This is a genomic window from Fusibacter bizertensis, from assembly GCF_029914245.1.
Classification (GTDB): domain Bacteria; phylum Bacillota; class Clostridia; order Peptostreptococcales; family Acidaminobacteraceae; genus Fusibacter_C; species Fusibacter_C bizertensis.
Map to the genome: position 1 here is coordinate 182869 of NZ_JARYZI010000002.1, position 25611 is coordinate 208479.

Annotated in this window: 25 protein-coding genes; 6 read left to right on the plus strand and 19 right to left on the minus strand. The window is 35.2% G+C overall.

The features are described 5' to 3' along the window. Both QE109_RS04185 and QE109_RS04190 read left to right on the plus strand, forming a co-directional pair. The gene (locus QE109_RS04185) at positions 1-993 is read left to right on the plus strand and encodes an HAAS signaling domain-containing protein (RefSeq protein ID WP_281093143.1); all 993 of its coding nucleotides are present in this window, start codon (positions 1-3) and stop codon (positions 991-993) included. 10 nt (positions 994-1003) lie between these two features. Further along, positions 1004-1597, plus strand: a complete 594-nt coding sequence (locus QE109_RS04190) for a TetR/AcrR family transcriptional regulator (RefSeq protein WP_281093144.1) — start codon at positions 1004-1006, stop codon at positions 1595-1597. Between the two features lie 53 nt (positions 1598-1650). Here QE109_RS04190 and QE109_RS04195 read toward each other — a convergent pair whose 3' ends face one another. The 13 genes from QE109_RS04195 to QE109_RS04255 all read right to left on the minus strand — a co-directional run bounded on the left by QE109_RS04195 (position 1651) and on the right by QE109_RS04255 (position 15605). Further along, positions 1651-3438, minus strand: coding sequence for a trypsin-like peptidase domain-containing protein (locus QE109_RS04195; RefSeq protein ID WP_281093145.1), 1788 nt, complete (start codon positions 3436-3438; stop codon positions 1651-1653). Positions 3439-3452: 14 nt separating this feature from the next. Continuing rightward, on the minus strand, positions 3453-5882 hold the full coding sequence (locus QE109_RS04200; RefSeq protein WP_281093146.1) for a beta-glucosidase: 2430 nt from the start codon (positions 5880-5882) through the stop codon (positions 3453-3455). 169 nt (positions 5883-6051) lie between these two features. Beyond that, positions 6052-7671 carry an MFS transporter gene (locus QE109_RS04205; RefSeq protein ID WP_281093147.1) on the minus strand — a complete coding sequence of 540 codons (1620 nt, stop codon included), beginning with the start codon at positions 7669-7671 and terminating at the stop codon, positions 6052-6054. A 55-nt stretch (positions 7672-7726) separates the two neighbouring features. Continuing rightward, positions 7727-8272 (minus strand): TetR/AcrR family transcriptional regulator, encoded by a 546-nt coding sequence (locus QE109_RS04210; protein ID WP_281093148.1) that lies wholly within the window; start codon positions 8270-8272, stop codon positions 7727-7729. Between the two features lie 63 nt (positions 8273-8335). Continuing rightward, positions 8336-8737: a hypothetical protein gene (locus tag QE109_RS04215; RefSeq protein WP_281093149.1), complete on the minus strand. Its 402-nt coding sequence runs from the start codon at positions 8735-8737 to the stop codon at positions 8336-8338. 199 nt (positions 8738-8936) lie between these two features. Next, positions 8937-9857: a ribokinase gene (gene rbsK, locus QE109_RS04220; protein WP_281093150.1), complete on the minus strand. Its 921-nt coding sequence runs from the start codon at positions 9855-9857 to the stop codon at positions 8937-8939. After that, positions 9854-10453, minus strand: coding sequence for a KpsF/GutQ family sugar-phosphate isomerase (locus QE109_RS04225; protein ID WP_281093152.1), 600 nt, complete (start codon positions 10451-10453; stop codon positions 9854-9856). The genes rbsK and QE109_RS04225 overlap by 4 nt, the downstream gene beginning before the upstream one ends. A 13-nt stretch (positions 10454-10466) precedes the next feature. Beyond that, the gene (locus tag QE109_RS04230) at positions 10467-10865 is read right to left on the minus strand and encodes an RbsD/FucU family protein (RefSeq protein WP_281093153.1); all 399 of its coding nucleotides are present in this window, start codon (positions 10863-10865) and stop codon (positions 10467-10469) included. A 10-nt stretch (positions 10866-10875) separates the two neighbouring features. After that, positions 10876-11793 carry a dihydrodipicolinate synthase family protein gene (locus tag QE109_RS04235; protein ID WP_281093154.1) on the minus strand — a complete coding sequence of 306 codons (918 nt, stop codon included), beginning with the start codon at positions 11791-11793 and terminating at the stop codon, positions 10876-10878. Between the two features lie 18 nt (positions 11794-11811). Then, complete coding sequence (locus QE109_RS04240) at positions 11812-13101, minus strand: TRAP transporter large permease (RefSeq protein ID WP_281093155.1); 1290 nt, start codon at positions 13099-13101, stop codon at positions 11812-11814. Next, positions 13098-13616 (minus strand): TRAP transporter small permease, encoded by a 519-nt coding sequence (locus QE109_RS04245; RefSeq protein WP_281093156.1) that lies wholly within the window; start codon positions 13614-13616, stop codon positions 13098-13100. Before QE109_RS04245 ends, QE109_RS04240 begins: the two co-directional genes overlap by 4 nt. Positions 13617-13738: 122 nt before the next feature. Then, positions 13739-14794, minus strand: coding sequence for a sialic acid TRAP transporter substrate-binding protein SiaP (locus QE109_RS04250; protein WP_281093157.1), 1056 nt, complete (start codon positions 14792-14794; stop codon positions 13739-13741). 46 nt (positions 14795-14840) lie between these two features. Next, on the minus strand, positions 14841-15605 hold the full coding sequence (locus QE109_RS04255) for an IclR family transcriptional regulator (protein ID WP_281093158.1): 765 nt from the start codon (positions 15603-15605) through the stop codon (positions 14841-14843). Positions 15606-15842: 237 nt separating this feature from the next. Here QE109_RS04255 and QE109_RS04260 point away from each other — a divergent pair, with 237 nt between their 5' ends. The 4 genes from QE109_RS04260 to QE109_RS04275 all read left to right on the plus strand — a co-directional run bounded on the left by QE109_RS04260 (position 15843) and on the right by QE109_RS04275 (position 20362). Then, entirely contained in the window at positions 15843-16514 is a 672-nt protein-coding gene (locus QE109_RS04260) for a response regulator transcription factor (protein ID WP_281093159.1), read from the plus strand. Positions 16515-16665: 151 nt separating this feature from the next. Continuing rightward, the gene (locus QE109_RS04265) at positions 16666-17508 is read left to right on the plus strand and encodes a sensor histidine kinase (protein WP_281093160.1); all 843 of its coding nucleotides are present in this window, start codon (positions 16666-16668) and stop codon (positions 17506-17508) included. Between the two features lie 126 nt (positions 17509-17634). Further along, on the plus strand, positions 17635-18402 hold the full coding sequence (locus QE109_RS04270; protein WP_281093161.1) for an ABC transporter ATP-binding protein: 768 nt from the start codon (positions 17635-17637) through the stop codon (positions 18400-18402). After that, positions 18395-20362, plus strand: coding sequence for an ABC transporter permease (locus QE109_RS04275; protein ID WP_281093162.1), 1968 nt, complete (start codon positions 18395-18397; stop codon positions 20360-20362). Before QE109_RS04270 ends, QE109_RS04275 begins: the two co-directional genes overlap by 8 nt. 100 nt (positions 20363-20462) lie before the next feature. On the opposite strand, the gene QE109_RS04280 is transcribed toward QE109_RS04275, so the two are convergent. The 6 genes from QE109_RS04280 to QE109_RS04305 form a co-directional block, all read right to left on the minus strand. Further along, positions 20463-21071 (minus strand): hypothetical protein, encoded by a 609-nt coding sequence (locus QE109_RS04280; protein WP_281093163.1) that lies wholly within the window; start codon positions 21069-21071, stop codon positions 20463-20465. A gap of 48 nt (positions 21072-21119) precedes the next feature. Beyond that, complete coding sequence (locus QE109_RS04285; RefSeq protein WP_281093164.1) at positions 21120-22064, minus strand: ROK family protein; 945 nt, start codon at positions 22062-22064, stop codon at positions 21120-21122. Positions 22065-22105: 41 nt separating this feature from the next. Next, positions 22106-23341, minus strand: coding sequence for a CHAD domain-containing protein (locus QE109_RS04290; RefSeq protein WP_281093165.1), 1236 nt, complete (start codon positions 23339-23341; stop codon positions 22106-22108). Next, a complete protein-coding gene (locus QE109_RS04295; protein ID WP_281093166.1) occupies positions 23338-23913 on the minus strand; it encodes a DNA-3-methyladenine glycosylase I in 576 nt (191 codons plus the stop codon). Before QE109_RS04295 ends, QE109_RS04290 begins: the two co-directional genes overlap by 4 nt. Positions 23914-24060: 147 nt before the next feature. Continuing rightward, the gene (locus QE109_RS04300) at positions 24061-24582 is read right to left on the minus strand and encodes a peroxiredoxin (RefSeq protein ID WP_281093167.1); all 522 of its coding nucleotides are present in this window, start codon (positions 24580-24582) and stop codon (positions 24061-24063) included. Between the two features lie 107 nt (positions 24583-24689). Next, positions 24690-25610 (minus strand): 4Fe-4S binding protein, encoded by a 921-nt coding sequence (locus tag QE109_RS04305; RefSeq protein WP_281093168.1) that lies wholly within the window; start codon positions 25608-25610, stop codon positions 24690-24692. Position 25611 lies beyond the last annotated feature (1 nt).

Here is a 25611-nt window from a genome sequence, read left to right on the forward strand (position 1 = left end):
ATGTTAATTAAAGACTATACTTACACCATTGGAAAATATCTCCCCACAAATCAAAGAGACGATATTGCTTTGGAGGTTGAAACGACTATCTACGAACAACTTCTCTCTGAGTATGGAAAAGTAGACTATACTGAAGCCCAAATTGAAAAAGTGATCTACGCCATGGGGTCTCCTAAAAGTGTCGCAGAAGCATATATGGGCAAACCATACTCTATTATCAGTAGTCAACTGATTCCTATCTACTGGATGGTGGTGAAATTTTCGATATTAGCTGTTAGCATCGCACTTGCAGTAACAGGATTTATTGAATTAGCTCAAGTGAACAGTAATGATTACGTGAGTGCTTTTATAAATTTCCTATCACATATATGGGAGGCTAGTTTATCATCATTTGGAATGATCACTATTATATTTATTTTAATTAGTAAAAAAGTAAATGCCATTGAGGATAATGATAAGTGGTCAATAAAGTCACTTTCAAAGTATGCACCTGAAAAACACAGAATTAAGACATCGCATAGTATTGCTACAATCGTTTTCACTATTCTTGCTATGATATGGCTCAATTATTTCAAATTGGGTATATACTATTCTGTATTAGGAACTGTTGGTTTTATTCAAGTACTTAATTTAGACGGGTTTAATCAGATATTGGTATTTATCAACATCATTTGGGGTCTAAATATTATTTTGAATATTTATTTGCTTATAAAAGGTCAGTGGGAACTGTTCACTAGATGTGCAGATATAATTATCAGTCTTATTGGACTCGGTATTTTTTCATATATTGTATTCAAACCTGGAATTATTGATTATAGTGTCCTTAACAATACGAACCAACTTGCCACATTAAGAACTATTACTCAAATAACACTGAATTTATCAGTGCTTGGCGTTGGTATCGCAGTTGCTTTTGACACTTGGCATCATATTAAAGCTTTGTTCTTCAGCACTAATGAAATCGATGAACTAAATCAGCAACTTAAAAAGTAAGGAGATAAACATGTATCATGTTAGCACAGATAAACGTGCGATCAATTCCGCAGATTTAGCTTTTGAAGCACTTAGAGAATTATCTCATGTGAAAAACTATAAAGATATTTCTGTTACAGATATCGTGAAAACTGCAAAAATAGGCCGTGCTACCTTCTATAGATGCTTTGATTCAATAGAGGATGTTTTAAAATACCGGTGTGATCAAATCTACATCCAATGTGGTAGATACCTACTAGGAGAATTAGTACAAAATCAAATTCACAGTATTGACGAAACTTTTATTCTTCCCTTTTTAAACTATTGGGATCGTCACTCTGAACTCATTGAGTTAATAATCAAAAGTGAAAACGAAAGCATAATTAGTTCTGCATTTGTTGGCATGATTGAATCACTACGTTCTGAATATCCACAAGTAGAGATTCCTAACTACAATTATTTTATTGCGATGAGAGCAGCACTTGCTACTGCAGTCTTAATCGAGTGGATAAAATCTGGAAAGGACTTGACACCCCAAGCCCTTTCAGATCTATATATTAATCAACGCTCCGTCGATATGTCACTTTTAGAACAATCTTTAAACTTTATCAATCCTCAGAAATAATGAAAGCCATTCCTCATTGTTAGCGTTAAGCTGTTGTGAGGAATGGCTTTTATTTACGGCATTTTCACTTCAATTATTTCACTGTAATCTGATTCTATGTCAAAAATATATGAGGTCATAGTGATATAAACAGTAGTTCCAGGTGTTATATCATATAAATTTGCTGAATACGTATCTAACCAAACCAAATCACTTGGATAACCATATTCATCTTCAAAGGTATACCAAGGTCCATCTTCTGCATATGCATAGTAGATATGATAATACCATCCCAGTTGATTGTCTTCCCATCCAATTTCAAGATTAGAATTTGATACAGCTTTAGCATAAGGCGTTGGAATCATATTATTTTCCGCAACCTCATCATAGAACCAACTGCCACTAAATATCAAACCATCAGCATAGGTGTATATACCATCACCATGCATATAATCAATAAAAAACTCACCTTCGTAGTAATCTCCATTTTCCCAAGTATAGATGCCATTGCCTTCTTTTAGTCCATCGACAAAGTCACCTGTGTATTGGTCACCATTAACATAGTATATTGTACCTTTTCCTTCAGGAACCCCACCTATAACTTCACCAATGTAATAACCGCCATCTTCAAAATCAATTCTTTTAGTGATGGTTAAATCCTTTAGGCTTTTTAGCGTAATACTATTATTACTTGAGGCATATTTTTTAACCTCATTAATAGGAATCGCCAAGTTAAGGTTCTGTCCACTTATAAATTGTGCTGATGTGATCCCAACTATTTCGCCATACAGATTCACAAGTGCGCCTCCACTACTTCCAGGAGAAATAGGAGCAGATATTTGGAGATAATTTTGACCTTCGATTTGTCTTGACCGATTGCTCACTAGCCCATCTGAGATAGTATTTTCCAAACCGATTGGACTTCCTATTGTCAAAATTTCTTCACCATTCTCAAGTAAACTTGAGTTTCCAAAAATTGCTGTTGGTAAATTTACTCCGGTGATTTTAAGAACAGCAACATCTCGATCTACATCATAAGCAAGTACATTTGAAACATCATAAACTTCACCACTTACGAATTTTACTGTAACCTTACTTGCCCCTTCAATAACATGAAAATTCGTGAAAATTTTCCCTGTAACTGCAATGTTGATACCACTACCCGTACCCAGCAGCTCATCTTGAGCATCATATGTTTCGATATATACAATTGCTGGACTTACTCTTTTGGATATTTCAGAAGGTTTTAATTCTGATTTGACCAAATTAGTACCTTCAAATTTTTGATACGTATTTGTAACTAAAACCATCGCCTGCTCGCGAGAAGCATTACCTTTAGGTGCGACTTTGTTATCACCTGTACCTGAAAGCAACCCATTATAGTTCATAAAACCAATGGCTTCAGTCGCCCATGATGAGATTGACTCATTATCAGCAAAATCAACTGGGTATACATTTGAGATAGCACTAGGAGAAGCCAATTTTATACATTTGTAAAACATGACTGCAATTTGCTCTCTAGTGATACTTGCACTAGGTGAAAATTTACCACCTCCAGTTCCCGATATAATGCCAACTTGATATGCCTTAAGAATTTCTACATTTGTTGTATCTGTAAATGGGTTATCAATATTTAAAGCAACTGCTTCACCGCTTAATTTTTCATATAAACTTAAAATCATACCGGAGAACTGTTCTCTTGTGATATTATCTTGAAACTGATTGAGTAATGGGCTTGGAATCAATCCCGCTGAAATGCCCTGATTTATCGTGTCTTTTGACCAAGCACTTGGTGCCGCAAAGCTCATTGAAAACGATAAAATCAGTACCAAGATAAGACTTATACTGACTTTTTTATACATAGTTCACCTCTCCATTATCGATCAGATTTCTTTAGAAAATGTCTCAAACCAGTAAAAAAACCATTTTTTGACATTACTAAAAAACTTTCTGTCATTTTGTGTGTAATGATACCACCAGTCATCATCACAAGATTTCTAAGTGTCACTTCTTCTATTATACTTGCTATCATTTTCTTCATACCAGCATTCTTCTGTTTTCTCATGTTAACTTTCACACCTACTTTAATGACAAGCATCAAAAGACTTCCAATTATAGTCTTTCTCATCTCATAAATAGGTGTATTGAGGTCATAGTTTTGGCGATTATAAATATCATCAAGATGTGCCTGAAGCCCATATAACTCTAAAAATTCCTGATCACTTATTTGTAGTCTTTGATCATAAGACTGAATATAAAATTGGTCTGCTTTTGTTAACTCGACTTCTCCATCTGACATTTCAACTGGAATATCAATCTGCGCTTTAAGTGGTAGATCTACTGATGAAAATCCAATTAATATATTATATCTACCTGGTTCTACATGCCAACGCTTCGTTTTCGTGTTATATATTTCAAATGCTCTTTTCTTCAATTCTAGTGTGATTCTTTTAGATTCATTGGCTTCTAATTCTATTTTTTCAAATTGACCTAAAACTTTCAGAGGGCGATGAACCTTCCCATCTACCGCTGAAACATAGGCTTGTACAACAGTTTTGCCTTTTCTGTGGCCAATATTACTTAGGTTAATGCTAGCGGTTACACCATCAAATATTCCATCAGCATAGTTTATTATGACTTCATTATCCCACAGATCAAAAGTTGTATAACTTAGTCCATGTCCAAAAGGAAAAGCAACTTTGCCTCCAAATCGATCATAGTATTTATAGCCAACGTATATATTTTCCTTATACAAAATAGATTTTTTAGAACCTTTAAAATATTGTGATACCTCTGTCTCTTCAGGAAAAGTCTCTGCAAGTTTACCACTTGGATTTATATCTCCAAAAATAATATCTAGCATTGCACTAGCGCCAGCTTGACCACTTAAATAACCTTCTATTATTGCAGAAACTTCCTCTTTCCAAGGCATGCATACTGGTGCACCATTACTAAGCACAACTACAACATTAGAAGTTACATGTAAAATTGCTTTGATTAAGTTTTCATGAGACTTAGGCAAAGTTAGTTCAGTTCTATCAAAGCCTTCCGATTCGTAGCTTTCTGATAGTCCAACAAAAATACAAGTTACACTAGCGCTTTGTGCAACGCTAACAGCCTCATCAACAAGCTGTTGGTTTATTATATCATCATCTATATAGCCTTTCGAAAAGTAAACACCTTCATCATTTTCAATTCGCGATTTTAGACACTCATATACTGTATCAAGCTGCGTCGGATTCATAAAAGAACTACCACTACCTTGATAACGCGGACTCCATGCCATATTACCTATTATAGCAACTTTATCATTTTTAGATAGTGGCAATATACCATCATTTTTTAATAGAACGATTCCTTCACTTGCAATCTCCCTCGCAAGTTTATGATGTTCGGCTTTAAAATTACCAAAATCACTTTTATGATTATTGTTTTTTTCTAATAGTAATGAAACAACTCTACCAACAGTGCCATCTAACTCTTTCATAGTTATTTTTCCTGATTCAACAGCACTTATAATTTTATGGATATTTTCATCATTTACACCTGGCATCTCAACATCTTGACCCGCAGTTAGACCTTTAACACGATCATTTGTAGCACCCCAATCTGTTATAAGAACACCCTTGTATAACCAATCATCACGTAAAACATCTGTTAATAACCATTTGTTTTCACTGCAATAAGTTCCATTAAGACGATTATAGGCACACATCACAGTTGAAGGACTTGCCAGCTTTACCGTTTCTTCAAAACTTGATAGATAAACCTCTCTTAGTGTGCGTTCATCAACTATGGTATCAATAAGCATCCTCCTGTATTCTTGATTATTAGCAGCAAAATGTTTAAGTGATGCACCAACACCCAGTTCTTGAACACCATTAATCCAAGCTATAGCAATTTCGCTCGATACAAAAGGATCCTCTGAAAAATACTCGAAATTTCTGCCTCCTAAAGGTGACCGCTTGATGTTAACGCCTGGCCCAAGAAGTACAGAAACATCCTCAGCGACACACTCCCTTGCCAAGGCATTGCCCATCTTATGAATTAACTCACGATTCCAAGTACTCGCCAGTAAGCTGGCAGTTGGAAAACACGTAGCTGGTACACTCTCATTGATTCCAAGATGATCTGCATCGGCGGATTGTTTTCTAAGACCATGTGGACCATCTGCAACTTTAATTGAGTTTATCCCCAATCTAGAAACACCTTCAATTTCCCAAAAGTTTTTTCCCACACAAACTTGAGCTTTCTCTTCTACCGTCATCAGATTTACGATTTCTTGTGTTTTCTCCCGAATTCCCATCTCCGCTCCCATAGAAAAGTTATAATCCTCTTTATGTAATTTACCCTTTTTTCATCTTAATTATCTTCATTTTGTATTATTAACTATATTATCATGATTAAATATAAAAAAACCACAAGAAAATTAATTCAACTTGTGGTTTAAAATGTTATTGAAATATAGAATTCGATTAAAGTATCGTTTGTTTTTTAGAATTCAAAAATAATGTTAATAAAAAACCAACTGTTGCGACGGCTGCCGTTGTCAAGAACATTTGTGAGTACCCCTCATTGATAGTGCTCTGATAAACATTTGTCATAACATCCTGAGATTTTTCAAGAGCAGGTAGTGCAAACTTCTTTATGTCCTCTGGAATCACATATGTTAAAAATTGCATCAACCTCTGTGCTATATTTGTCACATCAGCAGCCTGAAGTTGCTGCATCACTTCACGAGGTATATCTGAGCCCTCGCTAGTTGAGAAACTCATCCCTGCTGGCATGATAGCACTTGTGACATTGCCCACAACATTTTGTCCTGCACTTACTATAAAACCTATCATAATATTTGGAGAAACAGCTACACCAATCGACCTAACAAGTGACATTGTAGCAAGCGCACTCGCACCATTTTCTTTTGATGCACGATTGAGTACGAGATAATTTAGTGGCGCTCCCATGGTAAATCCAACACCTATCCCCATTAGTGCAAGCCCTACAAACACATGCAAAAAGCTATATGTTTTAGCCGCCACAAGTGCTAAGAACAACGTCCCTAAGACACTTGAGAAAAAGCCAATTCGAAGTACAAATGCGCCACCTTTTTTGTCGAGAAGTTTTCCACTAATAGGAGCTGCTATACCTGAAAACAACGCCAGTAAAGTAACAAGATAACCCCCTTTACCTGCACTAATCTTCAATGTGTTTTCAGCAAATTGAGGTACAAACACCATTCCCATTAACCCCACGCCAGATATAAAAGCAATAAGCATCGTAGTCAACATCTGTCTTTCTGTAAAAAAAGACAAATTGATAATTGGATCTTTTGCCTTTCTCTCAACGAAGACAAGGATAGGTAATAATACAATAGCAACGATTAAGAATGGATAAAAATCTGTCGATATAAACGATTCTTTAAAATTAAAGAAATCTAGATTTGTAAGTGCATACATCAAACTCCCTATAAATCCTGCAAGGACAACAGACCCTAACAAGTCTATAGGCTTTTCAGTTTCATTTTTAGTGTTGGGAATCCCCCGTGCCATTACCAGGATCACAATGGCAATCGGAACATTAATCAAGAAAATTGCACCCCAATTTTCTTGCCCCACCCAGCTTATTATTGCACTTCCCAGTGTAGGGCCGATAATCGTTGCTACGCCATAGACCATCCCAACAAATCCAAGTGCAGTACCTCTTTTTTCTTCTGGAAAACTCTGACCGATAACCGTAGTTGCAATAGGTAAAATACCTCCTGCGCCAAGTGCTTGTATAACTCGAGCAGCAAGGAATAATGGGTAGATATTAAAATAATTTGTAAGTCCGCATAACAATGAGCCTATAGCAAATATCATAATACTTATCGTATACACTTTCTTATGACCCACTCTATCAGCCAACTTACTTGTAATTGGCATAGACACTGCATAAGCAAGCGTATAAATAGTAATCATCCAAATTCCTGATGATGCCGAAATGTTGAAACCATGTTGGATAATTTCTCTTGCTGGAGAAACTATACCACTATCAATTGCGCCTAAGAAAATTCCAAGCAGAAATAAAACAAGTATAAATCCGTTATTTTTTTTCATATTTAACCTCTCTAATTTTATAATGAACATTGTTCATTTTGATTCATAAAAATCGCTACCCTAAGATAGCGAATAATATTTTATGAAACTTTTGGTAGGTGAAACTGGGTACATATGAAATCGCTACAAAGTTTGCTAAGATAAATTCTGCAATTTCATCATCGTCAATACTTTTACCAGTATTTTTTGCTTTTACACTGATCAACGCTGCTAATCGATTCTGAAGTTTAATCATAAAATCCATCCGGTTACTATGTGCATCTCCTTTATAACCCAGCATAAAACTCTGCGTCAAAAATATAGTATGAAAATCATCTGTAAAACGTTTAAAATGATCATAAATCATAGCCAGTTTAGTATAAAAATCTTTTTCTTCATTATCAATTGTATCAATGACATTAAAATATTGATTCCAATAATCCATCATCATTTGAATGATTAAACTGTCTTTATTTTCAAAATAATTATAAACGGTACCCGTAGCAATATTGCATTTAACTGCAACACGCCTCATGTTTAACCCATCGTATCCATCTGCTAAAAGGATCTCTTTTGAAGCTTCAAGAATTGCTGCGGTAGGGTTATCAATTATTTTAGGCATGAATCCTCCTACGTTTTTGAACACTGTTCATTTTAACATTACAAAAGAAAAAAGTCAACAAAATTAGAACAAAAGGAACTTTAGTCTAGCATAAGCTGATAACAGTTGCGCATCAATACTTTGCATCAATCTGTCTTCACTGATCCAAAGGTAATTGTCCATTTCAGCTTCAATAGTCTCGTTTCTCTTACTTAAATCTGCTGAGTATAAATAGCATACAAGATCGCTGTTTCTTTTGATTGCACATACACCTAATCTGATGAGTTCGTCAGAATCAATGATGATATCAGTTTCTAGTTTCAATTGATCTAGCATTTCTTTTTCATATAAGTCATTAGTAACTGTATTCAATATACCACATACATCAGGATGTGCGTCCCAACCAGCGATATATTCATTTTTAACTAAAAATTGCATTGTGTTCCCTTTTTTTCTGAAAGGGAGTAATAAGCTTGTATTTGACATGTTGTACCTCCTTATTCATCTTATTATATTTATTTCCAGATAAACTTTATTCAAACGATTTTTTGAAAAATAATATGCCAAGTTGACAAAAACATCTATCGTGTACTCCGATTATATCATATGAAAGTTAGATCTAAAAAAAGAGTTGATATGGAATGTGAATTCCCATCAACTCTTAATTTAAAAAACTTTGCTTATATCAACTATTGGCTTTTTTAAAAACCTCTACTTCATTTGAAAATGGTAATGAAGGTATTGCACCATGCTTTGTTACTGTAAGTGCTCCCACAGCATTGGCATATGCTACTGCACCGCTTAAAGTATCCCCTTCGATTAGCCTTGTCACTAATGCGCCATTAAAGGAATCGCCTGCTGCAACTGTATCTACCGCATTGACACTATATCCTTTAACATATTCAAAGCCACTAAGATTACCAATAACCGCACCTTTTTTTCCAAGAGTTGCAATTACAGTTCCTACGCCAATCTCAAGTAAAGCTTTAATCGCTTTTTCCGCTGATGCTTCATCGTAAACAGGCACACCAGATAAAATCTCAAGCTCGGTTTCGTTCGGCGTGAGATAGGTTACCTTACTCAAAATTTTCTTAGGAATATCAGCTGCTGGTGCAGGATTCAATACTACAGGAATCTGCTTAGCGTAGCATCTATCAATAAGTTCAAAAGTAACTTCAGGTTTAAGTTCCATCTGTGTGATCACTATATCAGCTTCACATATTTTTTCAAAATCTCTTTCTAAGTCTTCTAATGTATAGCCAAAATTAGCACCTGGCACCACAATGATTTTGTTTTCTGCATGTTGGTTAATCTGTATTAGCCCCATCGCTGTAGGCAGTTCTTCAACTTGCCTAACATGGCTTATATCAACTTTAGCTTCCTTAAACACACTAATAAACGTATCTCCATAACTATCTGTACCTAGTTTACCAAACATCATGACATTTGCACCAAGTCTAGCCGCTGCCATGGCTTGATTGGCACCCTTTCCACCAGGTAAACATCTAAAATTATCTGATATTAATGTTTGTCCTTCAAGTGGGAACTCGTTAACGCGTGTAATTAGATCCATTACAAAAGACCCTACAACTGCAAGTTTTTTCATTTTCCCGTTTCCTCCTTGAGTTTTTTTCCTAAACTCCCAGCAGGATGGTACAGTAGAAAGTCTTCACTTTTAAACGCTCTCGCTTCTGATAAGGCACATGCAATCGCATCACCAATTACCAAAGTCATCGTTGAAGAAGTTGTTGGTGCAAGCTTTAAATGATCTGCTTCCGGTAAAGACGGATACACAATTGCATAATCACATTGCTTTGCAAGTTCTGATTTTTCACCCGAAGTAAATGCAATTGTTTTACATCCAATTTTTCTAAGTGTTGGAATCGTATTTAGAATTTCCATTGTATTGCCACTATTGGAAATCAATATTGCAATATCTTTGTCTTGAATCATTCCGAGGTCGCCATGTACCGCTTCAGTTGCATGGACAAAAAAACTCGGTGTTCCAGTACTTGAGAAAGTTGCTGCTAATTTTTTACCGATATGACCTGACTTTCCCACGCCAATAAACACAAGTTTACCTGAACAAGCAAGAATCATACTACATATTTGGTCATAATTAACCCCAGCACTTTCAAGCAATTCATTTATTGCATCTCGTTCTATTTTAATAGATCGATTGACTCTTTCTGTATAGTTCATCTTTTTTCCTCATTTATAGAACACCCTTTGTCAAAATAGCATTGGCATACAAAGCACTCTCTGAGGTAGCAATTATACAATATGCGTTTTTAGCTTTTTCATAAAATGCATACCTTTCAATAGGTACTAGCTCGGTTGCATGTTTAGCATAAGCTTCCCAAATCTCTGGTTTAGATTGATCTGCAGTCTCCATAACACCGATTTGGGTGATTGGGGCTTCATCTAGTGGAAACAATTCTAAAATCGCCTCCAGAACTGCTATACTACCGTGACCTGATAATGTGATGAGCTTACTCGATAAGGATGCAGCTGGGAAATTTCCATCTGCAATCACAAGTGTATCGCCATGCCCCATTTCGCATAATATTTTTAAAAGCTCCGGAGAAATAATTCTAGGTATACCTTTTAACATGAGCGACTCCTTATAGATTAAATAATTGACGAGTTTTGTTTTCCCAATTGATCAAATCCTCAACTTTAGCTTTTGCATCAGTGTCAAACGCTTCAACTGGTAATCTTCTCGAATTTAGTGTCATGTCTACATTACATTGCTTCATATGGTATTTCGCGTTGATAGGATATGCGTATTTCTCAATATTACCTTGTTCCGTCAACTGTAATTGCAACGCTTCAGCTTGATCAGGTGAAGTCTCATAGTTGTCAAATAACCATTTGTAAATTTCTATGTGAAAATTACCCATTACACCATTATAACCATGGTAACCCGCTCTAAGTGAACCTAGCAAAGTTTCTGTATTGGCATTAAATAATTTAAGATCTGTTCCTTCAACTACTTTTATGCGTCTTTTTTCAGTTTCTAAATTACAACTTACATCTTTTAAGAAGATTATTCTTCCAGACTCAGCACACCATTTAAGTTCTTCATCTGAAAGCAATCTAAGGTAAGGATAAGGACATTCATATATACCGAACTTTACATCTGGAATTGCATTTAAAATCTTTTTTAAATTGCTAATAAACACTTCCGAACTTTCCTCTTTTTTTGCTAAGCGATTGCTCACTAGCACGACTGCATCAACACCAGTTTTTGACATCGCTGTAAGCTCGGCAATTTGTTCCTCTAAAGATTCTGAAGTATGACCAGATCCAATTACTGGAACTCTACCCGCTGCAGCATCAACTACACACTCTGCAAGTGCGACTTTCTCTTCAGTACTTAACATAAACATTTCGCTTGACTGGCAAACAGCAAACAATCCGTTACTGCCTTGGTTAATTAAGTACTCTGTTATTGCTCTATTTGCTTTCATGTCTAACTGATTTTGATTGTCAAATGCTGCAATCATTGTAGGCCAGACACCTTTATATTCATAATTCATTGATAGTCCTCACAATTTCTACATTAAGCCAAAAGTTTTTGGCAAGAATAAAACAATTTCAGGTACAAATGTTATCAACAATAAAATTGCTAACATCGCAATTATTGGCCACATGATCTCTTTCATTACCGCTTTCAGCGAAGTGCCTGAAATACCTGCGGTGATAAATAAGAGCATCCCAAAAGGTGGCGTTGATAGACCAATCATCATGTTCAAAGTAACTACTAAGCCGAAATGAACCAAGTCAATTCCAAATGCCTTGGCAACTGGAATCATAATAGGTACAAAAACAAGTTGAATGGTTGAAGTGTCAATGAACATACCTAAGATCAGTATTATCACATTAACAACAATTAAAAATACATATTTATTATCCGTTAAACTTAAAACCAATGTTCCTAGCTCTGATGCAACCTGCTCTCTAGCTACGATATATGAAATTACAGCAGCTGCACCAACCATCAAACTTACTGAACCAGTGTCCTTGATGGTATCTTTTATGATGTCGAGCAATCCTTTTAAGTTCATTGCTTTATAAGCTAAAATAGCTACTAAAATCGCATAAATAGCAGCAATGGCCCCTGCTTCTGTTGGTGTTACAACTCCTGTATAGATTCCCATCAACAAAATAATTGGTGTTAAAAGTGCAGGCATTGCCTGAAGTGTAAAGGTCAAAAATGCTCTCATTGGTACTTTTTCTTCTCTAGGATAGTTTCTCACTTTAGAAACTACGCTTACATAGATCATTAACCCCAGACATATTAAAAGTGCTGGCACCATTCCACCAAGAAACAGAGCTCCTACTGAAGCCCCTGACAGCATGGCATACATAACTAGGGGAATACTTGGTGGAAAAATTGGGCCTACAGTAGCTGATGCGGCTGTTATCGCACATGAAAAAGAATCGTCATAACCAGCTTTTTTCATGGCATCAATTTCCATTTTTCCAAGTCCAGATGCATCTGCAATTGCAGATCCTGTCATACCTGAAAAGATAAGTGAAGCGATGACATTAACATGTCCAAGCGCGCCTCTTCTTCCGCCAGCAAGGCCTGTTGCAAATTTAAAGATCATTTCTGTTACTTTACCTGAGTTCATAACATTTGCTGTAAAGATAAATAAAGGAACAGCTATAATAACATAGTTAGAGTAATATGTGTTCATAATGTGATTGGCAACTGAGCCTAAATCTGTACCTGTAAAAATAAAATAGAATGTTCCAGCTGCAATCATACCAAGTGAAATTGGCATTCTTAATAAAAATATTAAAACAAAAACAACAAGTGTTACAATCATCGCCAAACTCATATCTGTTCACCACTTTCTAAAGACTGCTTCGTTTTACCACGGATTGTACAAAAGTCTTCGTAAATCTCAACTGCTGTATACCCTATCATCGAAAATACAAAGTAGATAAAGGCAGAAAAAATCCAGCTCAGTTTGATTTTGAACACAGAAGTTGATTGGAAATCCATAAATTTAACATATTCAAAAGATGGGACAATAAGTGCTACAAATGCGAATAATATAATTAGATTTCCTAACATTCTAATAAAAGCAGCCTTCTTAGGGCTTAACATATCGTAGATCAGTGTAAATTTTACATGCGACCTAGAACGCATTGCATAGCATGCGCCTAAAATTACAGTCCATGAAAAACCAATAACCGTTACTTCATACGCCCAAGTTAATGGGAATTTAAAGATATAACGTGCAATAATTTGTATAATGAAGGTTAGAAACATCACTATAAATGCGAACAAAGGTAGATAAATCTCAAAAAAATCGCGAATGATGTAAAAACTTCTCTTAATCTTATTCACAAGGTCCCTCCAAATGCTGTATAATTAGAGTTTAAGATGGGACTTAAGACCACAAGTTAGCCGTACTGAAATATTGGGGAATATTTAAGGCTAAGTTTGTGATCTTGAGTCTCTCTTCAGGTTTATTTACCTAATTCTTGTACTTTATCAAACAAGTCCATATCCCAAGTAGCAGTCATGTCTTTGTTCTCAAGGTATTTAGCTAGTACTTCTTCACTAAATGCATCGATATCAGCATAATATACGTTTAAGCCTTCTTCTTTGAAAAACTCAATAAGTTCAGCTTCTCTTGAAAGGTTTAAGTCATCACATAGTGCTCTCGCTTCTTCCATTGCATCAAGTACGATTTGTTTTTGGTTGTCGCTAAGCGATTGCCATTTTGCTTCATTAATTGTTGGCCATACACTATCTACAAGGTGATTGGTAATAGAGATAGATTTTGTTACTTCATAAAACTTAGCACTTTGAACAGTTGGCAATGGATTATCTTGACCATCTACTGTTCCCGTTTGAAGTGCCATGTAAAGCTCAGAGAAAGCGATTGGAGTTGGATTTGCACCTAGTGCTTTTCCAAGGAATAACCAAGCATCCGAGTTTGGCATTCTAAGGTTTATGCCGTTGAGATCAGATGGCACTTTAATTTCTTTATCTTTAACTAAGTTGATTTGTCTTGTTCCAAGATAAAATGCTTTTAGCGGTCTTACACCTTGTTCATCAACTACTTTATTAAATACTTCTTGTCCAACTTCACCATTAAGCGCAGCTGTCATATGGTCATAACTTTTGAACATATAACCAGCACTGAACATAGAAATCCAAGGTGAACTCTCTGAAAGCCAAGATGCAGACATATATACGATATCTGCTTGTCCAGATTTTACAGCTGCAAGTTCTTGGTCTTGTTTAAACAAAGAACCTGAATGGAATGTGTCTACTTTAATTGAACCATTTGATTTTGCTTCAGCTACTTCTTTAAACTTCATCATAGCTTCATAATGTGCATCTCCAGGAACAGCGTTCACTGAAAATATCAATGTTACGTCTTTGTCTGCAGGACCTGCTGTAGAACCTTCAGAACTTGATGCTTCTGTTGTCTCTGTCGCTTTCGGTTCGCTAGTACATGCTGCCATAGCGAAAACCATAACGATTGCTAACAATAATGCTAACCACTTTCTCATTTTTTTCCTCCCATAATCTTTCATTCTATGTTGACTGGCTTACCAGTTACAACCTTCTCTTAATCTCATAAGCCGCATCTATGAGGATGCTTGCATAACGGTGTACCTTTTCATCATCAAAATTGTGCGATGCACCCGAGATACTTAGTGCTCCAATAAGGTTTTGACTTCTACCAAATATAGGCACCCCTACACATCTAACATCAGGCTCATGCTCAACGTTATCTAACGCATATCCTCGCTCTTTTGAAATCATGATTTCTTTCATAATCTCGTCATCATCAATCAATGTAAACGGGGTGAATTTTTCTTTCTCTATATCTAGACATGCTCTAATCTCAACTTCACTCATTGTACTCATCATCGCCTTTCCTAGCGAAGTACAGTACATAGGTGCTTTCTCTCCCATAATAGAGCGAATCGGATAGTTGTGGTCATAAGTTTGAGGATATGCATTGAACATATAAAGAACGTGAGTACCATGAGGCACACCAAAATACATCATCTCTCCTAGTTCGTCAGTCAGCCTTTTTAACACTTGATACACCACATCTTGGTAGTTAAGTTGACTTGTCACTACATATGAAAATTCAAGCATTTTATTGGTTAAGTGATATTTTGAATTAAGAGGGTTTTTCTCAACATAACCCGCAAACTCTAAAGTTGATATTAAATTATGTACATTGCTTTTATAAAGTCCCAGTGCATTACCAATTTCTGTGATCCCTAGTTCTGGTGTTTTTGAAGTAAAGCATTCTAAAACTTTTAAAGTTTTATAAAGGGATTTAACCTTAATGTCATCTTGATTCATAAAAACCTCCTTTTCAGATATTGCCGTTCTAAAATAGAGAACAACGTTCTTTATTTCGCTATTTGTTTACATTATAAAATATTGCTATGTTGAAGTCAATTAAGTTTTTTGAATTTTTTGTAGATACTCAATTTAATATAGCAGTATGATTTATTTTTTAGACAGATTTCAAATTATGTGTAATCCGACGTTAAATTTGTTAAAATAGAAGTAGCCTGCACACGAAAGGATGGTCCTATGTATAAAATTCTAATCGTTGAAGATGATCCAACTATTTCTAAAGCTTTACAAACGCTGTTAGAAAATTGGGATTACGAAGTATTATGCTGTAAGAATTTCAAAGATATCATGTCTGATTTTATAAGTTTTGAGCCACATCTCGTGCTATTAGATATCTCATTACCCTATTATAATGGCTATCATTGGTGTGCTACTATTCGTGCAGTTTCTAAAGTCCCTATATTGTTTATCTCCTCTGCATCTGATAACCTCAATATTGTGATGGCTATGAATATGGGCGCAGATGATTTTATCTCAAAACCTTTTGATTTTACAGTTCTTGTAGCAAAGATTCAAGCAGTTCTTAGAAGGGCTTACTCTTTTACTGGACAAACAAGAGCGATTGAACATACAGGCGTGATTCTCAACTTAAATGACACTACAGTGAGTTACAAAGATCAAAAGATCGAACTGACTAAAAATGACTTTAGAATCTTGCAGATGCTGATGGAGAATGCGGGAAAAGTGGTATCGAGAAATGACTTAATGACGCGTTTATGGGAAAGTGACGAATTTGTCGATGATAATACCCTCACTGTTAATGTGACACGACTTCGTAAGAAACTCGAAGAAATCGAATTATACGATTGGATTGGTACAAAGAAAGGAATGGGCTATTGGATTGAATAATTTTATAATTCTTCTGGCATATCTTAGAAGGCATATTAAATTTGGGCTTCTCTATATTTTATATGCACTCATTTTCGTAATTGTATTTTACTTATACGGCATTCCGGTAGAAGTTGTAGCATATGCTTTCTTACTGTCCTTTTTCTTCACTATGATTTTTTTCTTTTATGGCTTCACAAAGTATTGTAAAACACATAATCAGTTGACTGAAATGTCTAATCATATCACGCTCTCACTACAAGACTTACCCGAACCAAAGGATTTGCTGATTGCCGATTATCAAAAACATATCAGAGATTTGTTTGACGCCTACCATCGACTTGAAACAGAATCGGATTATAAGCGCATGGCTATGGTTGATTATTATACGCTTTGGGTTCATCAAATTAAGACGCCTATCTCTGCACTTTATTTGATCATCGAAAGCGATCCAAACGAACGTAACCTTACCATAAAGTCTGAACTTTTTAAAATAGAACAATATGTCGAGATGGTACTTCATTATCTAAGGCTAGAAAGCGAAAGCTCCGATTTACAAATCGAAAACCTTTCACTAGAAAAACTAGTTAAGAGCTCCCTTAGAAAATACAGGACTCTCTTTATTGAAAAAGGAATCAAATTAAATCTCGCTCCCATTGAATATAGTCTTCTTACAGATGAAAAATGGTTTTGTTTTGCTTTTGAACAAATTCTATCCAACGCACTTAAGTATACTCATGCTGGAGAAATCAACATCTCGCTCCTTCAAAGTCCAGCACGATTGGTTATAAAAGATACTGGAATCGGCATACAGGCAGAGGACTTACCTAGGATATTTGACAAAGGATTTACTGGTTTTAATGGTAGAATGGATAAAAAATCTACTGGAATTGGCCTCTATCTTTGTAAAAGCGCACTAAAAAAACTCTCGCATCAAATAGAAGTTACTTCTGAAATTGGTGTAGGTACAACGGTTTCAATCCATATCGAACGCGATCCTATCGTCATAGAGTAACTTACAAAAGTGTAAGGTTATAGGGAGAAATGTAAGCCAGACTTATGGTTTAGCATTTCTCTTTTTCATATAATTAATACATAAGACCGGTGCTAAAACTACTGAGCACCAAATAAGGAGGATTCAATGTCATTAATGGAAATCAATAACTTAAAAAAAGTGTATACCACTAGGTTTGGTGGAAATCAAGTTGTAGCACTTTCAAACGTCACTTTCTCAATTGAAGTCGGTGAATATGTAGCAATTATGGGGGAATCTGGTTCTGGAAAAACAACACTTCTAAATATACTCGCATCTTTAGATAAACCAACTAGTGGAGAAATTCTACTCAATGGCAACTCTTTTTCAAGTATAAAAGATGGTAAACTCTCTGCTTTCAGACGAGATCATCTAGGATTTGTTTTTCAAGATTTTAATTTATTGGATAATTTCAACCTACAGGACAATATATTTTTACCACTGGTACTTGCAGGTACTCCATATCGTGAGATGGAAAAAAGACTAAAGCCAATAGCGAAGAAGCTTGAAATAGAAGATTTATTACACAAGTTTCCTTATGAAGTCTCGGGTGGCCAAAAACAACGCGCTGCAGTTGCAAGAGCGCTTATTACAAACCCTGAGCTTATACTAGCAGACGAACCCACTGGTGCGCTTGATTCTAAGTCCACAGATCATCTATTAAGTCTGTTTTCAGAAATCAACAATGAAGGACAAACTGTTCTTATGGTTACACATAGTGTGAAGGCCGCTAGTCATGCAAAACGTGTGCTCTTTATAAAAGACGGTGAAGTATTTCATCAAATCTATAAAGGAAGTATGACAAATGAATTGATGTATCAAAAAATTACGGATACTTTAACTTTACTTGCGACAGGAGGAAAACGCATTGACTAAATCATTTTACCTCAAGCTTGCATTCTCCAACGTCCGAAAAAACGCACGTTTGTTTGCACCTTATATTCTGATGAACATAGGCATCATCACAATGTTTTATATCATGCATGCCATTTCAGTTAATGAGGGATTAAATACCATGCCCGGTTCAGATTCTCTAAAGTTTATGTTATCTTTCGGAACATATGTAATCGCTATTTTTTCAGCAATTTTTATGTTTTATACCAATAGTTTCTTAATTAAACGTCGAAAGAAAGAAATTGGACTTTACAATATTTTAGGAATGGGAAAAAGACATATAGGCATCATGTTGTTATTAGAATCTATGATCATCGCTGTAATTTGTATAGGCGTCGGTTTAATTTCCGGTATGGTTCTTAGCAAGCTCATGTATCTAATTTTATTAAAAATTCTCAGTTTTTCTGTAACAATGGGTTTCACTGTATCGATCTCGTCAATTACGCTAACCATTTTATTCTTTTCAAGTGTCTTTTTCGTTACTTTGATCTACAATCTAGGTCATATTCATCTTTCGAACCCCATTCAGTTATTAAAAGGCTCTGCGGTTGGTGAAAAAGAACCTAAAACAAAATGGATTATGACACTTTTAGGACTTGTTGCACTTGGTGCTGGTTATTTTCTTGCACTCACTGTTGAAGAACCCCTTCAAGCACTTTTGGTTTTCTTCGTTGCAGTTATACTGGTTATGATTGGCACTTATTTCCTCTTTATAGCAGGCAGTATCGCAGCGCTAAAATTACTCAAAAAAAACAAGGCGTTTTATTATAAGGCCAACCATTTTACGTCAATTTCAGGTATGATTTACCGCATGAAACAAAATGCAGTTGGACTAGCAAATATTTGCATCCTAAGCACTGCAGTACTCGTGACACTATCAACTACAGTTTCTCTATATATTGGCATGGAAGATGTGTTAAATATTCAGTTCCCATCCGATGTTTATATTCGTAATTACGACGCTGAAGCAAATGACATTAAGGTCATTAATGATAAAGTTGATCTTCTTGCTGAAAAAAACAATATCAAAATCACTGATCGATATGGTTTTAAGTATATGTATATCTCAACTTTGAAAAGTGATCATCAACTAAAATACGATATTCAATATGATGTGAGCTCCAAAAGAGTAGATATTACCTTCGTTACCGCTTCCGATTATGAACAGCTTTCAGGCGAAAATTTAACACTTGACCCAGATCAAATTGTTCTATTTACCAATAGTGAAAATTATGGTTTTGATCAAATTAAACTTGAAGGTCAAACACTTAATATCGTCAACGAGTTAGATCATTTTGGTGGAATAACCAAAGCATCTCAACCACTTAATACTGAGTACTATTTTATCGTTAAAGATGAAAAAACGATGATCAATTTAGTTGAAACGGCAACTAAAAAATCTGATAGATTAATTGACTATCAATTAACCTTCAACAACTCAGGAAACAATGCTGATTTAAGTCGTTTTAATCAAGAACTTATGAGTGATCTTACAAGCAATATCTCTAGTACTTCAGTAAGAAGTAAGCTCCTCGCTAAAAGTGATTTCTTCTCAGTTTATGGTGGGTTTTTCTTCATAGGAATTTTCCTTGGTGCCCTATTCTTGATGGCTACCGTTATGATTATCTACTACAAACAAATTTCTGAAGGCTATGATGATAAAATAAGATTTGAAATCATGCAGAAAGTTGGGATGAGTATGACCGAAATTAAGCGTACCATTAAAACACAAATCGTTATGGTATTTTTCCTTCCCCTACTTTTTGCAATAATCCATATCGCTTTTGCTTTTAATGTCATCACTAAACTTTTGTTCTTGTTCAGTTTTACCAACATACCTTTGTTTATAGTCTGTACATTTGCAACTATTTTAGCTTTCGGACTAATTTACTTGCTTGTATACTTTCTAACAGCAAGAGCGTATTACCGAATTGTAAAATAGTGGCTACAAAAAAGCGATATAGTGTGCCAAGTGTATAACTTCCTTTACTAGGCACTCTATATCGCTTTATCTTATCTCAAAAATTCATAGCGCAACATCATTACGGTGCAATGTCTTCATAGTACATTTGATTATAATCACCTTCAAAAACAACTTTAACAGGTGTTTCTGAATCAATTCCAAGCTTTTGAGTAAATGGTACTTGAACCAACAAGGTATTATCAACTTGTTCCACTACTACAGCACTCAAAACCTTTTCTCCATCCTTTTCATTTCTTATCAGCATGGATTCAAAAGAATCACCTGTATATCCATCAAATGCACCATTTCCCTTATATACATGTTTTACAATAACATCATCAAGTCTATCGTCATCTTGATTTACATCAAATAAAATTTCTAAATCTAACTTTGATATAATACCCTCCAATTCAGATGGAATCTGACCAAATGTGATTTTTATATCTATATAAGCCGTATCCATTTTTACTTCTACTGTTTGGATATCCATATTTGATGGTAGTTCACTGTCTTGATTATCAATTACATATCCACCTGTGAAATAAGAACGCTCTACTTGCGGCTTCGTGCTATCGACTTCTATGATAATCGGATCCTTCAACTGTGTTCTCAAGAACATCCCAACAAAGATGATTCCCACTAAAATCAATACTAAATCGATAAGTTTTTTCTTTTGATAGTCTGTCATTGAAACCTCACTTTATACACACGCTATAGTTTAGTGATGCATCAATTATTATAACATATTTTGGGCCAATTGGTACGCACCAAACACACCGGCCTCATCTGCAAGTTCTGATACAGTAAAATTAACAGTTTCCATAAGACCAGGCATTGCATGTTGCCTTGATTCACTGATGATTTTTTCAAGGAGTAAATCACCAAGTGCCTCTGTAATGCCGCCTCCTATGATCATCATCTCAGGGTGATAAAGGTTTACCAAGCTTCCCACAGCAATCCCCATATAACGTGCCAATCGATCGACAACTTCTTTTGCAAGTTCATCATGCGCATCATAAGCTTTACGTATAGAAGAACTTTTTAAAACCGCACCGTCTTCTTCTAAGAGATCCGAAAACATAGATTTTCGACCTTTGGTCAATTGTTTTAAGATATACTTTTGAATTGCTGTCTTAGAAGCATATGCCTCAAGACATCCCTGTGCACCACAACCACAATATGCACCATCAGCGCTGACAACCATGTGACCAAATTCTCCAGCACTTCCTTGTCCAGTATATAGTTTGCCATCAATGATGATCGCACCACCTACACCAGTGCCTATGAAAATTCCCAGTACATGCTTGCTTGCTCTACTATCTAAATGCTTGTATTCGCCATACATGGCAACATTGACATCATTGCCTACATATACTGGTACTTCATATCTTTCAGATAATTTTTTACCCAGTGTAAAGTCTCTAAAAGGTATATTCGGCGAGAATGCAACCGTACCATTATCATCCACAATACCAGGCACACCAGCTCCGATTGCAAGGATTTGTGCATCTTCAAAAGATTTAAGCGCATCAATGACTTTGTAAATTTGGCTCATCACTACCTCTAGGCCTTCATTTGCTTTTGTTTTCTTTTTTTCTCTCGCTAATTCCTTGCCATCAAGGTCATATAAAACACCTAGAATTTTTGTTCCACCTATATCGAGTCCTAGTATGGTCTTCATGTAGCCTCCTCATGTATCTTAATTGTAATTTTGAAACAACATTATACTAACTTGAAGTAGAAGATAGTTTTTTTAAGTCTTATCAAATCATTCTTTTGCTTTTTTTCGAGTGTCTTTGTATCAAAGTAATGTGCTGAATGTTTATAATTCATAGCGTCTTTTATGTCATGTAGTTCTCCTGATATATCATGAAATTCCTTAATCATATCATATAGATGTTTATTCGCATTTGATATTAGCCCTAATTCAAATAAATATTTCAGCTGTTTTCCTTTAACTCTAACAAAGTGTATTTTTTCATCGTTTTCAAGTTCAAGTTTAGAGACTCTTTTAATGTAACGTACTATCTGTTGATTAATAATGCCATTACAACTCTTTATCCATTGCTCTGTATCAATACAGTTAAAAGAAAGTTTTAGTGTACGATCCAGTTCAATTGTATCATCTTTTAATAGCTTTTTTATATGCTCAAGCTCAATTTGGTATAATGTGTCTAGCTTCTTCTTTTGAACATCATAAGCTTCCATATTAATGAAAACAGCCAAACGCCTTGCAGCTTCCAGATGTTTGAGTATTTGTTTTAGTTTTGTTTCGTATTCTTTTAAAATAGATTTAAAAGAAGGTTCATCAAAATAATATTCTGTCTTACTAAAAATAGTAATTATACTTCTTAATTTTCGAGTAGTTGTCCTGACCTGATGCACCCACTCATCTTGCGATTCGGTTGAGAATCCTTCATTCCACAAAACATTTAAATGACCATTAAGTTTAAAAAAAATCCTGACCCAATCGTGAATCGACGCTACTTGATCTAATTGTATATGACTTTTTAAAGCAAGATAGCGCGTAAACTCATATCCATTGACATCGACTTCCAACTGTTCATCTATGTGTGCTAAAGTATCTGCATCTTTAATTAGCTCACTATAAACATCATCTATTTGATCTTTTTTACTGTGGTTTTTTATAGCACGTAGTACTATTTTCATTTCTTTTTTCTGATACAAGTTAGCATATCCTTTATCTACGAGCAGTTGCTTCAAAACTTTTGCACTTTCCTTGGCATGTAACTTTCCATGTATACCTCCATGTGTACGACCTGCATCATGTCCATATGCAATTAACGAAGCTATCTCTACATCTAATTGCCTTGAATGTGCAAGTAACTGAGCATAATATGAAACATCTTTAAAATGCTGCCATTCAAAAACAGCATCCTCTGCGTTAGCAGCAAAGCCTTCAAATAGTCCTTCTAAATAAAGCATCGATTTATTCACAATTTCACTTCCTCATGTCTAAAACAATTAAGAGTATGGTCATTTACCATACCAATTGCCTGCATATATGCATAGATAATTGTTGATCCAACAAATTTCATTCCACGCTTTTTTAAATCTTTTGATATTTGATCCGAAAGTTCTGTTTTTGCTGGAACTTCTGATAACACTTCAAATTTATTGACAACTGGCGTGTTATTTACAAAGCCCCATAGGTAACGATCAAAAGAACCATATTCATCTTGAATCATTTTAAAGATTCTAGCATTGGTTACTGCCGAAGTGACTTTGAGTCGATTTCTAACGATACCTTCATCTAAAAGTAGTGACGCTATCTTTTCGTCATCGTAGAGCGCTACCTTATCAACATCAAAGCGATCAAATGCATCTCGATAATTATCTCTTTTTTTTAGAATCGTCTCCCAAGATAGCCCAGCTTGCGCGCCTTCCAAAATTAGCATTTCAAATAGCTTCTGGTCATCGTGTACAGGTACGCCCCATTCATGGTCATGGTAACTCACATATAATTCGTTATTAAGATTGAGCCAACCACATCTTTCTTTAGGTTTCATAGACGCCTCCATTTTTTCTATCTCATCATAAGTTTACCCTATTTTATCACGTCATATCCTAACTTAACAAAAAAAATCAGAATAACTGAAAAATGTCAGTCATTCTGATCTATATTTTAACTACCTTTGATTTATTTAACTATTCTCTTAAAGTAATTCATCTCCCTCAGACCAATCAACTGGACATAATCCACCAGTTTTTAGCGCGCGTAATACTCTTAAAGTTTCGTCAACACTTCGGCCTACGTTAAGGTCATGAACTACACTATACCTTACAGTCCCTTGGGGATCTATAATGAAAAGACCTCTTAATGCAATGCCCTCTTCTTCAATCAGCACGCCATAATCTCTTGCAACTGATTTAGTTAAGTCCGCTGCAAGTGGGAAATTAAGTTTTCCTAAATCTGAATTAATCCAAGCTTTGTGTGAATGTTCACTATCAATACTAATACCAATTACTTCTGCATCCAACTCTTTAAATGCTTCGTATTTTTTTGAGTAGCCTGTTATTTCTGTTGGGCATACAAATGTGAAATCAAGGGGATAGAAAAACATTACTAACCACTTACCTTTATAATCTTCTAATGAGATACGATCGAAACCTGAACCATCTCCTTTTGCAATTGCCATATTAAAGCTAGGCGCTTTAGCGCCAACAATTCTTTCCATGTGAGCCTCCTGTGTATAATATGTCTTTATGAATCACAATACATAGTATAGCATACTTGTAATGATTACAAAAGTGTTCTTGTCACATTTTAAGAAATTGTTTTATTCTATATATAGAGTTCAGTTTTTCTTATATTTTCACTATAAGCCTCTTCAAGTTCCAAACGATGTTTAATAAAATTTTCATCTACAAAAGATTTTGCATTTACTGGGCATCTTTTAACACAGGCACAACACTTGAGGCATGGGCCATTAACTGTATCAAAAGCATCCTTTTTTATAGCCCCCATTGGACAGATGCTTGCACATAATCCACAAGCTGTACAGTTTTGATCTGTTATAGGTTTAATCCCTATAAAGTTAAAAGGATATCCATTTTTATCAAGTGGCTGAAAATAAGGCTTTAAAGGTACTTCTGTTTTTAGCCCTTCGATATTTTTTATAAGTATTTGATCTGTAAATATATCCATGTGTTCTATATATTCTTCTATGGTTGAAACTGATTTCACTATATTTTTCTCTTTGTTCTTCTTTATACACCTTACTAAAAGATCAGCAACATCTTCTAGTATTATAAAATCCAACTGGTTGGGCTTATCTTTAGCCAGTATGTTTGAGAAGGAGTGCTCTCCAACGACACATATTACAGCGAAAACATCAAACCCACAATTTGAAAAAATTTGATATGCCTCTTTTGCTGCATCATCATAATGTCGATTGCCATAAGTCAGTACAATTATTAGATGCGCACCACTACCAACATATTGCTTTAAATACTTCAAAAGCACATTTGGAATTCTACCTGCGTAAACTGGCAAGCCTATGATTACAATATCTTCACTACTAAAAAAAGTCGAAATATTTCTGAGATGCGATTCTGATTTACGTACATTTATACTCGTAAAATCTATGGCTTCAACCGTCTGAAGAAATTGTGAAGCACAACCCAGTTTTTTCCTTATTGATTTTGAAATAAAGATAGATGTTTTCTTTGTATTTCCTGTTGGACTAAAATATAATACTTTCAAA

Excerpts from the sequence above, each read along its gene's own strand:
- QE109_RS04185 (WP_281093143.1), top strand. The coding sequence starts at position 1 with ATGTTAATTAAAGACTATACTTACACCATTGGAAAATATCTCCCCACA.
- QE109_RS04190 (WP_281093144.1), top strand. The coding sequence starts at position 1,004 with ATGTATCATGTTAGCACAGATAAACGTGCGATCAATTCCGCAGATTTA.
- QE109_RS04195 (WP_281093145.1), bottom strand. The coding sequence starts at position 3,438 with ATGTATAAAAAAGTCAGTATAAGTCTTATCTTGGTACTGATTTTATCG.
- QE109_RS04200 (WP_281093146.1), bottom strand. The coding sequence starts at position 5,882 with ATGGGAATTCGGGAGAAAACACAAGAAATCGTAAATCTGATGACGGTA.
- QE109_RS04205 (WP_281093147.1), bottom strand. The coding sequence starts at position 7,671 with ATGAAAAAAAATAACGGATTTATACTTGTTTTATTTCTGCTTGGAATT.
- QE109_RS04210 (WP_281093148.1), bottom strand. The coding sequence starts at position 8,272 with ATGCCTAAAATAATTGATAACCCTACCGCAGCAATTCTTGAAGCTTCA.
- QE109_RS04215 (WP_281093149.1), bottom strand. The coding sequence starts at position 8,737 with ATGTCAAATACAAGCTTATTACTCCCTTTCAGAAAAAAAGGGAACACA.
- rbsK (WP_281093150.1), bottom strand. The coding sequence starts at position 9,857 with ATGAAAAAACTTGCAGTTGTAGGGTCTTTTGTAATGGATCTAATTACA.
- QE109_RS04225 (WP_281093152.1), bottom strand. The coding sequence starts at position 10,453 with ATGAACTATACAGAAAGAGTCAATCGATCTATTAAAATAGAACGAGAT.
- QE109_RS04230 (WP_281093153.1), bottom strand. The coding sequence starts at position 10,865 with ATGTTAAAAGGTATACCTAGAATTATTTCTCCGGAGCTTTTAAAAATA.
- QE109_RS04235 (WP_281093154.1), bottom strand. The coding sequence starts at position 11,793 with ATGAATTATGAATATAAAGGTGTCTGGCCTACAATGATTGCAGCATTT.
- QE109_RS04240 (WP_281093155.1), bottom strand. The coding sequence starts at position 13,101 with ATGAGTTTGGCGATGATTGTAACACTTGTTGTTTTTGTTTTAATATTT.
- QE109_RS04250 (WP_281093157.1), bottom strand. The coding sequence starts at position 14,794 with ATGAGAAAGTGGTTAGCATTATTGTTAGCAATCGTTATGGTTTTCGCT.
- QE109_RS04255 (WP_281093158.1), bottom strand. The coding sequence starts at position 15,605 with ATGAATCAAGATGACATTAAGGTTAAATCCCTTTATAAAACTTTAAAA.
- QE109_RS04260 (WP_281093159.1), top strand. The coding sequence starts at position 15,843 with ATGTATAAAATTCTAATCGTTGAAGATGATCCAACTATTTCTAAAGCT.
- QE109_RS04265 (WP_281093160.1), top strand. The coding sequence starts at position 16,666 with ATGATTTTTTTCTTTTATGGCTTCACAAAGTATTGTAAAACACATAAT.
- QE109_RS04270 (WP_281093161.1), top strand. The coding sequence starts at position 17,635 with ATGTCATTAATGGAAATCAATAACTTAAAAAAAGTGTATACCACTAGG.
- QE109_RS04280 (WP_281093163.1), bottom strand. The coding sequence starts at position 21,071 with ATGACAGACTATCAAAAGAAAAAACTTATCGATTTAGTATTGATTTTA.
- QE109_RS04285 (WP_281093164.1), bottom strand. The coding sequence starts at position 22,064 with ATGAAGACCATACTAGGACTCGATATAGGTGGAACAAAAATTCTAGGT.
- QE109_RS04295 (WP_281093166.1), bottom strand. The coding sequence starts at position 23,913 with ATGAAACCTAAAGAAAGATGTGGTTGGCTCAATCTTAATAACGAATTA.
- QE109_RS04300 (WP_281093167.1), bottom strand. The coding sequence starts at position 24,582 with ATGGAAAGAATTGTTGGCGCTAAAGCGCCTAGCTTTAATATGGCAATT.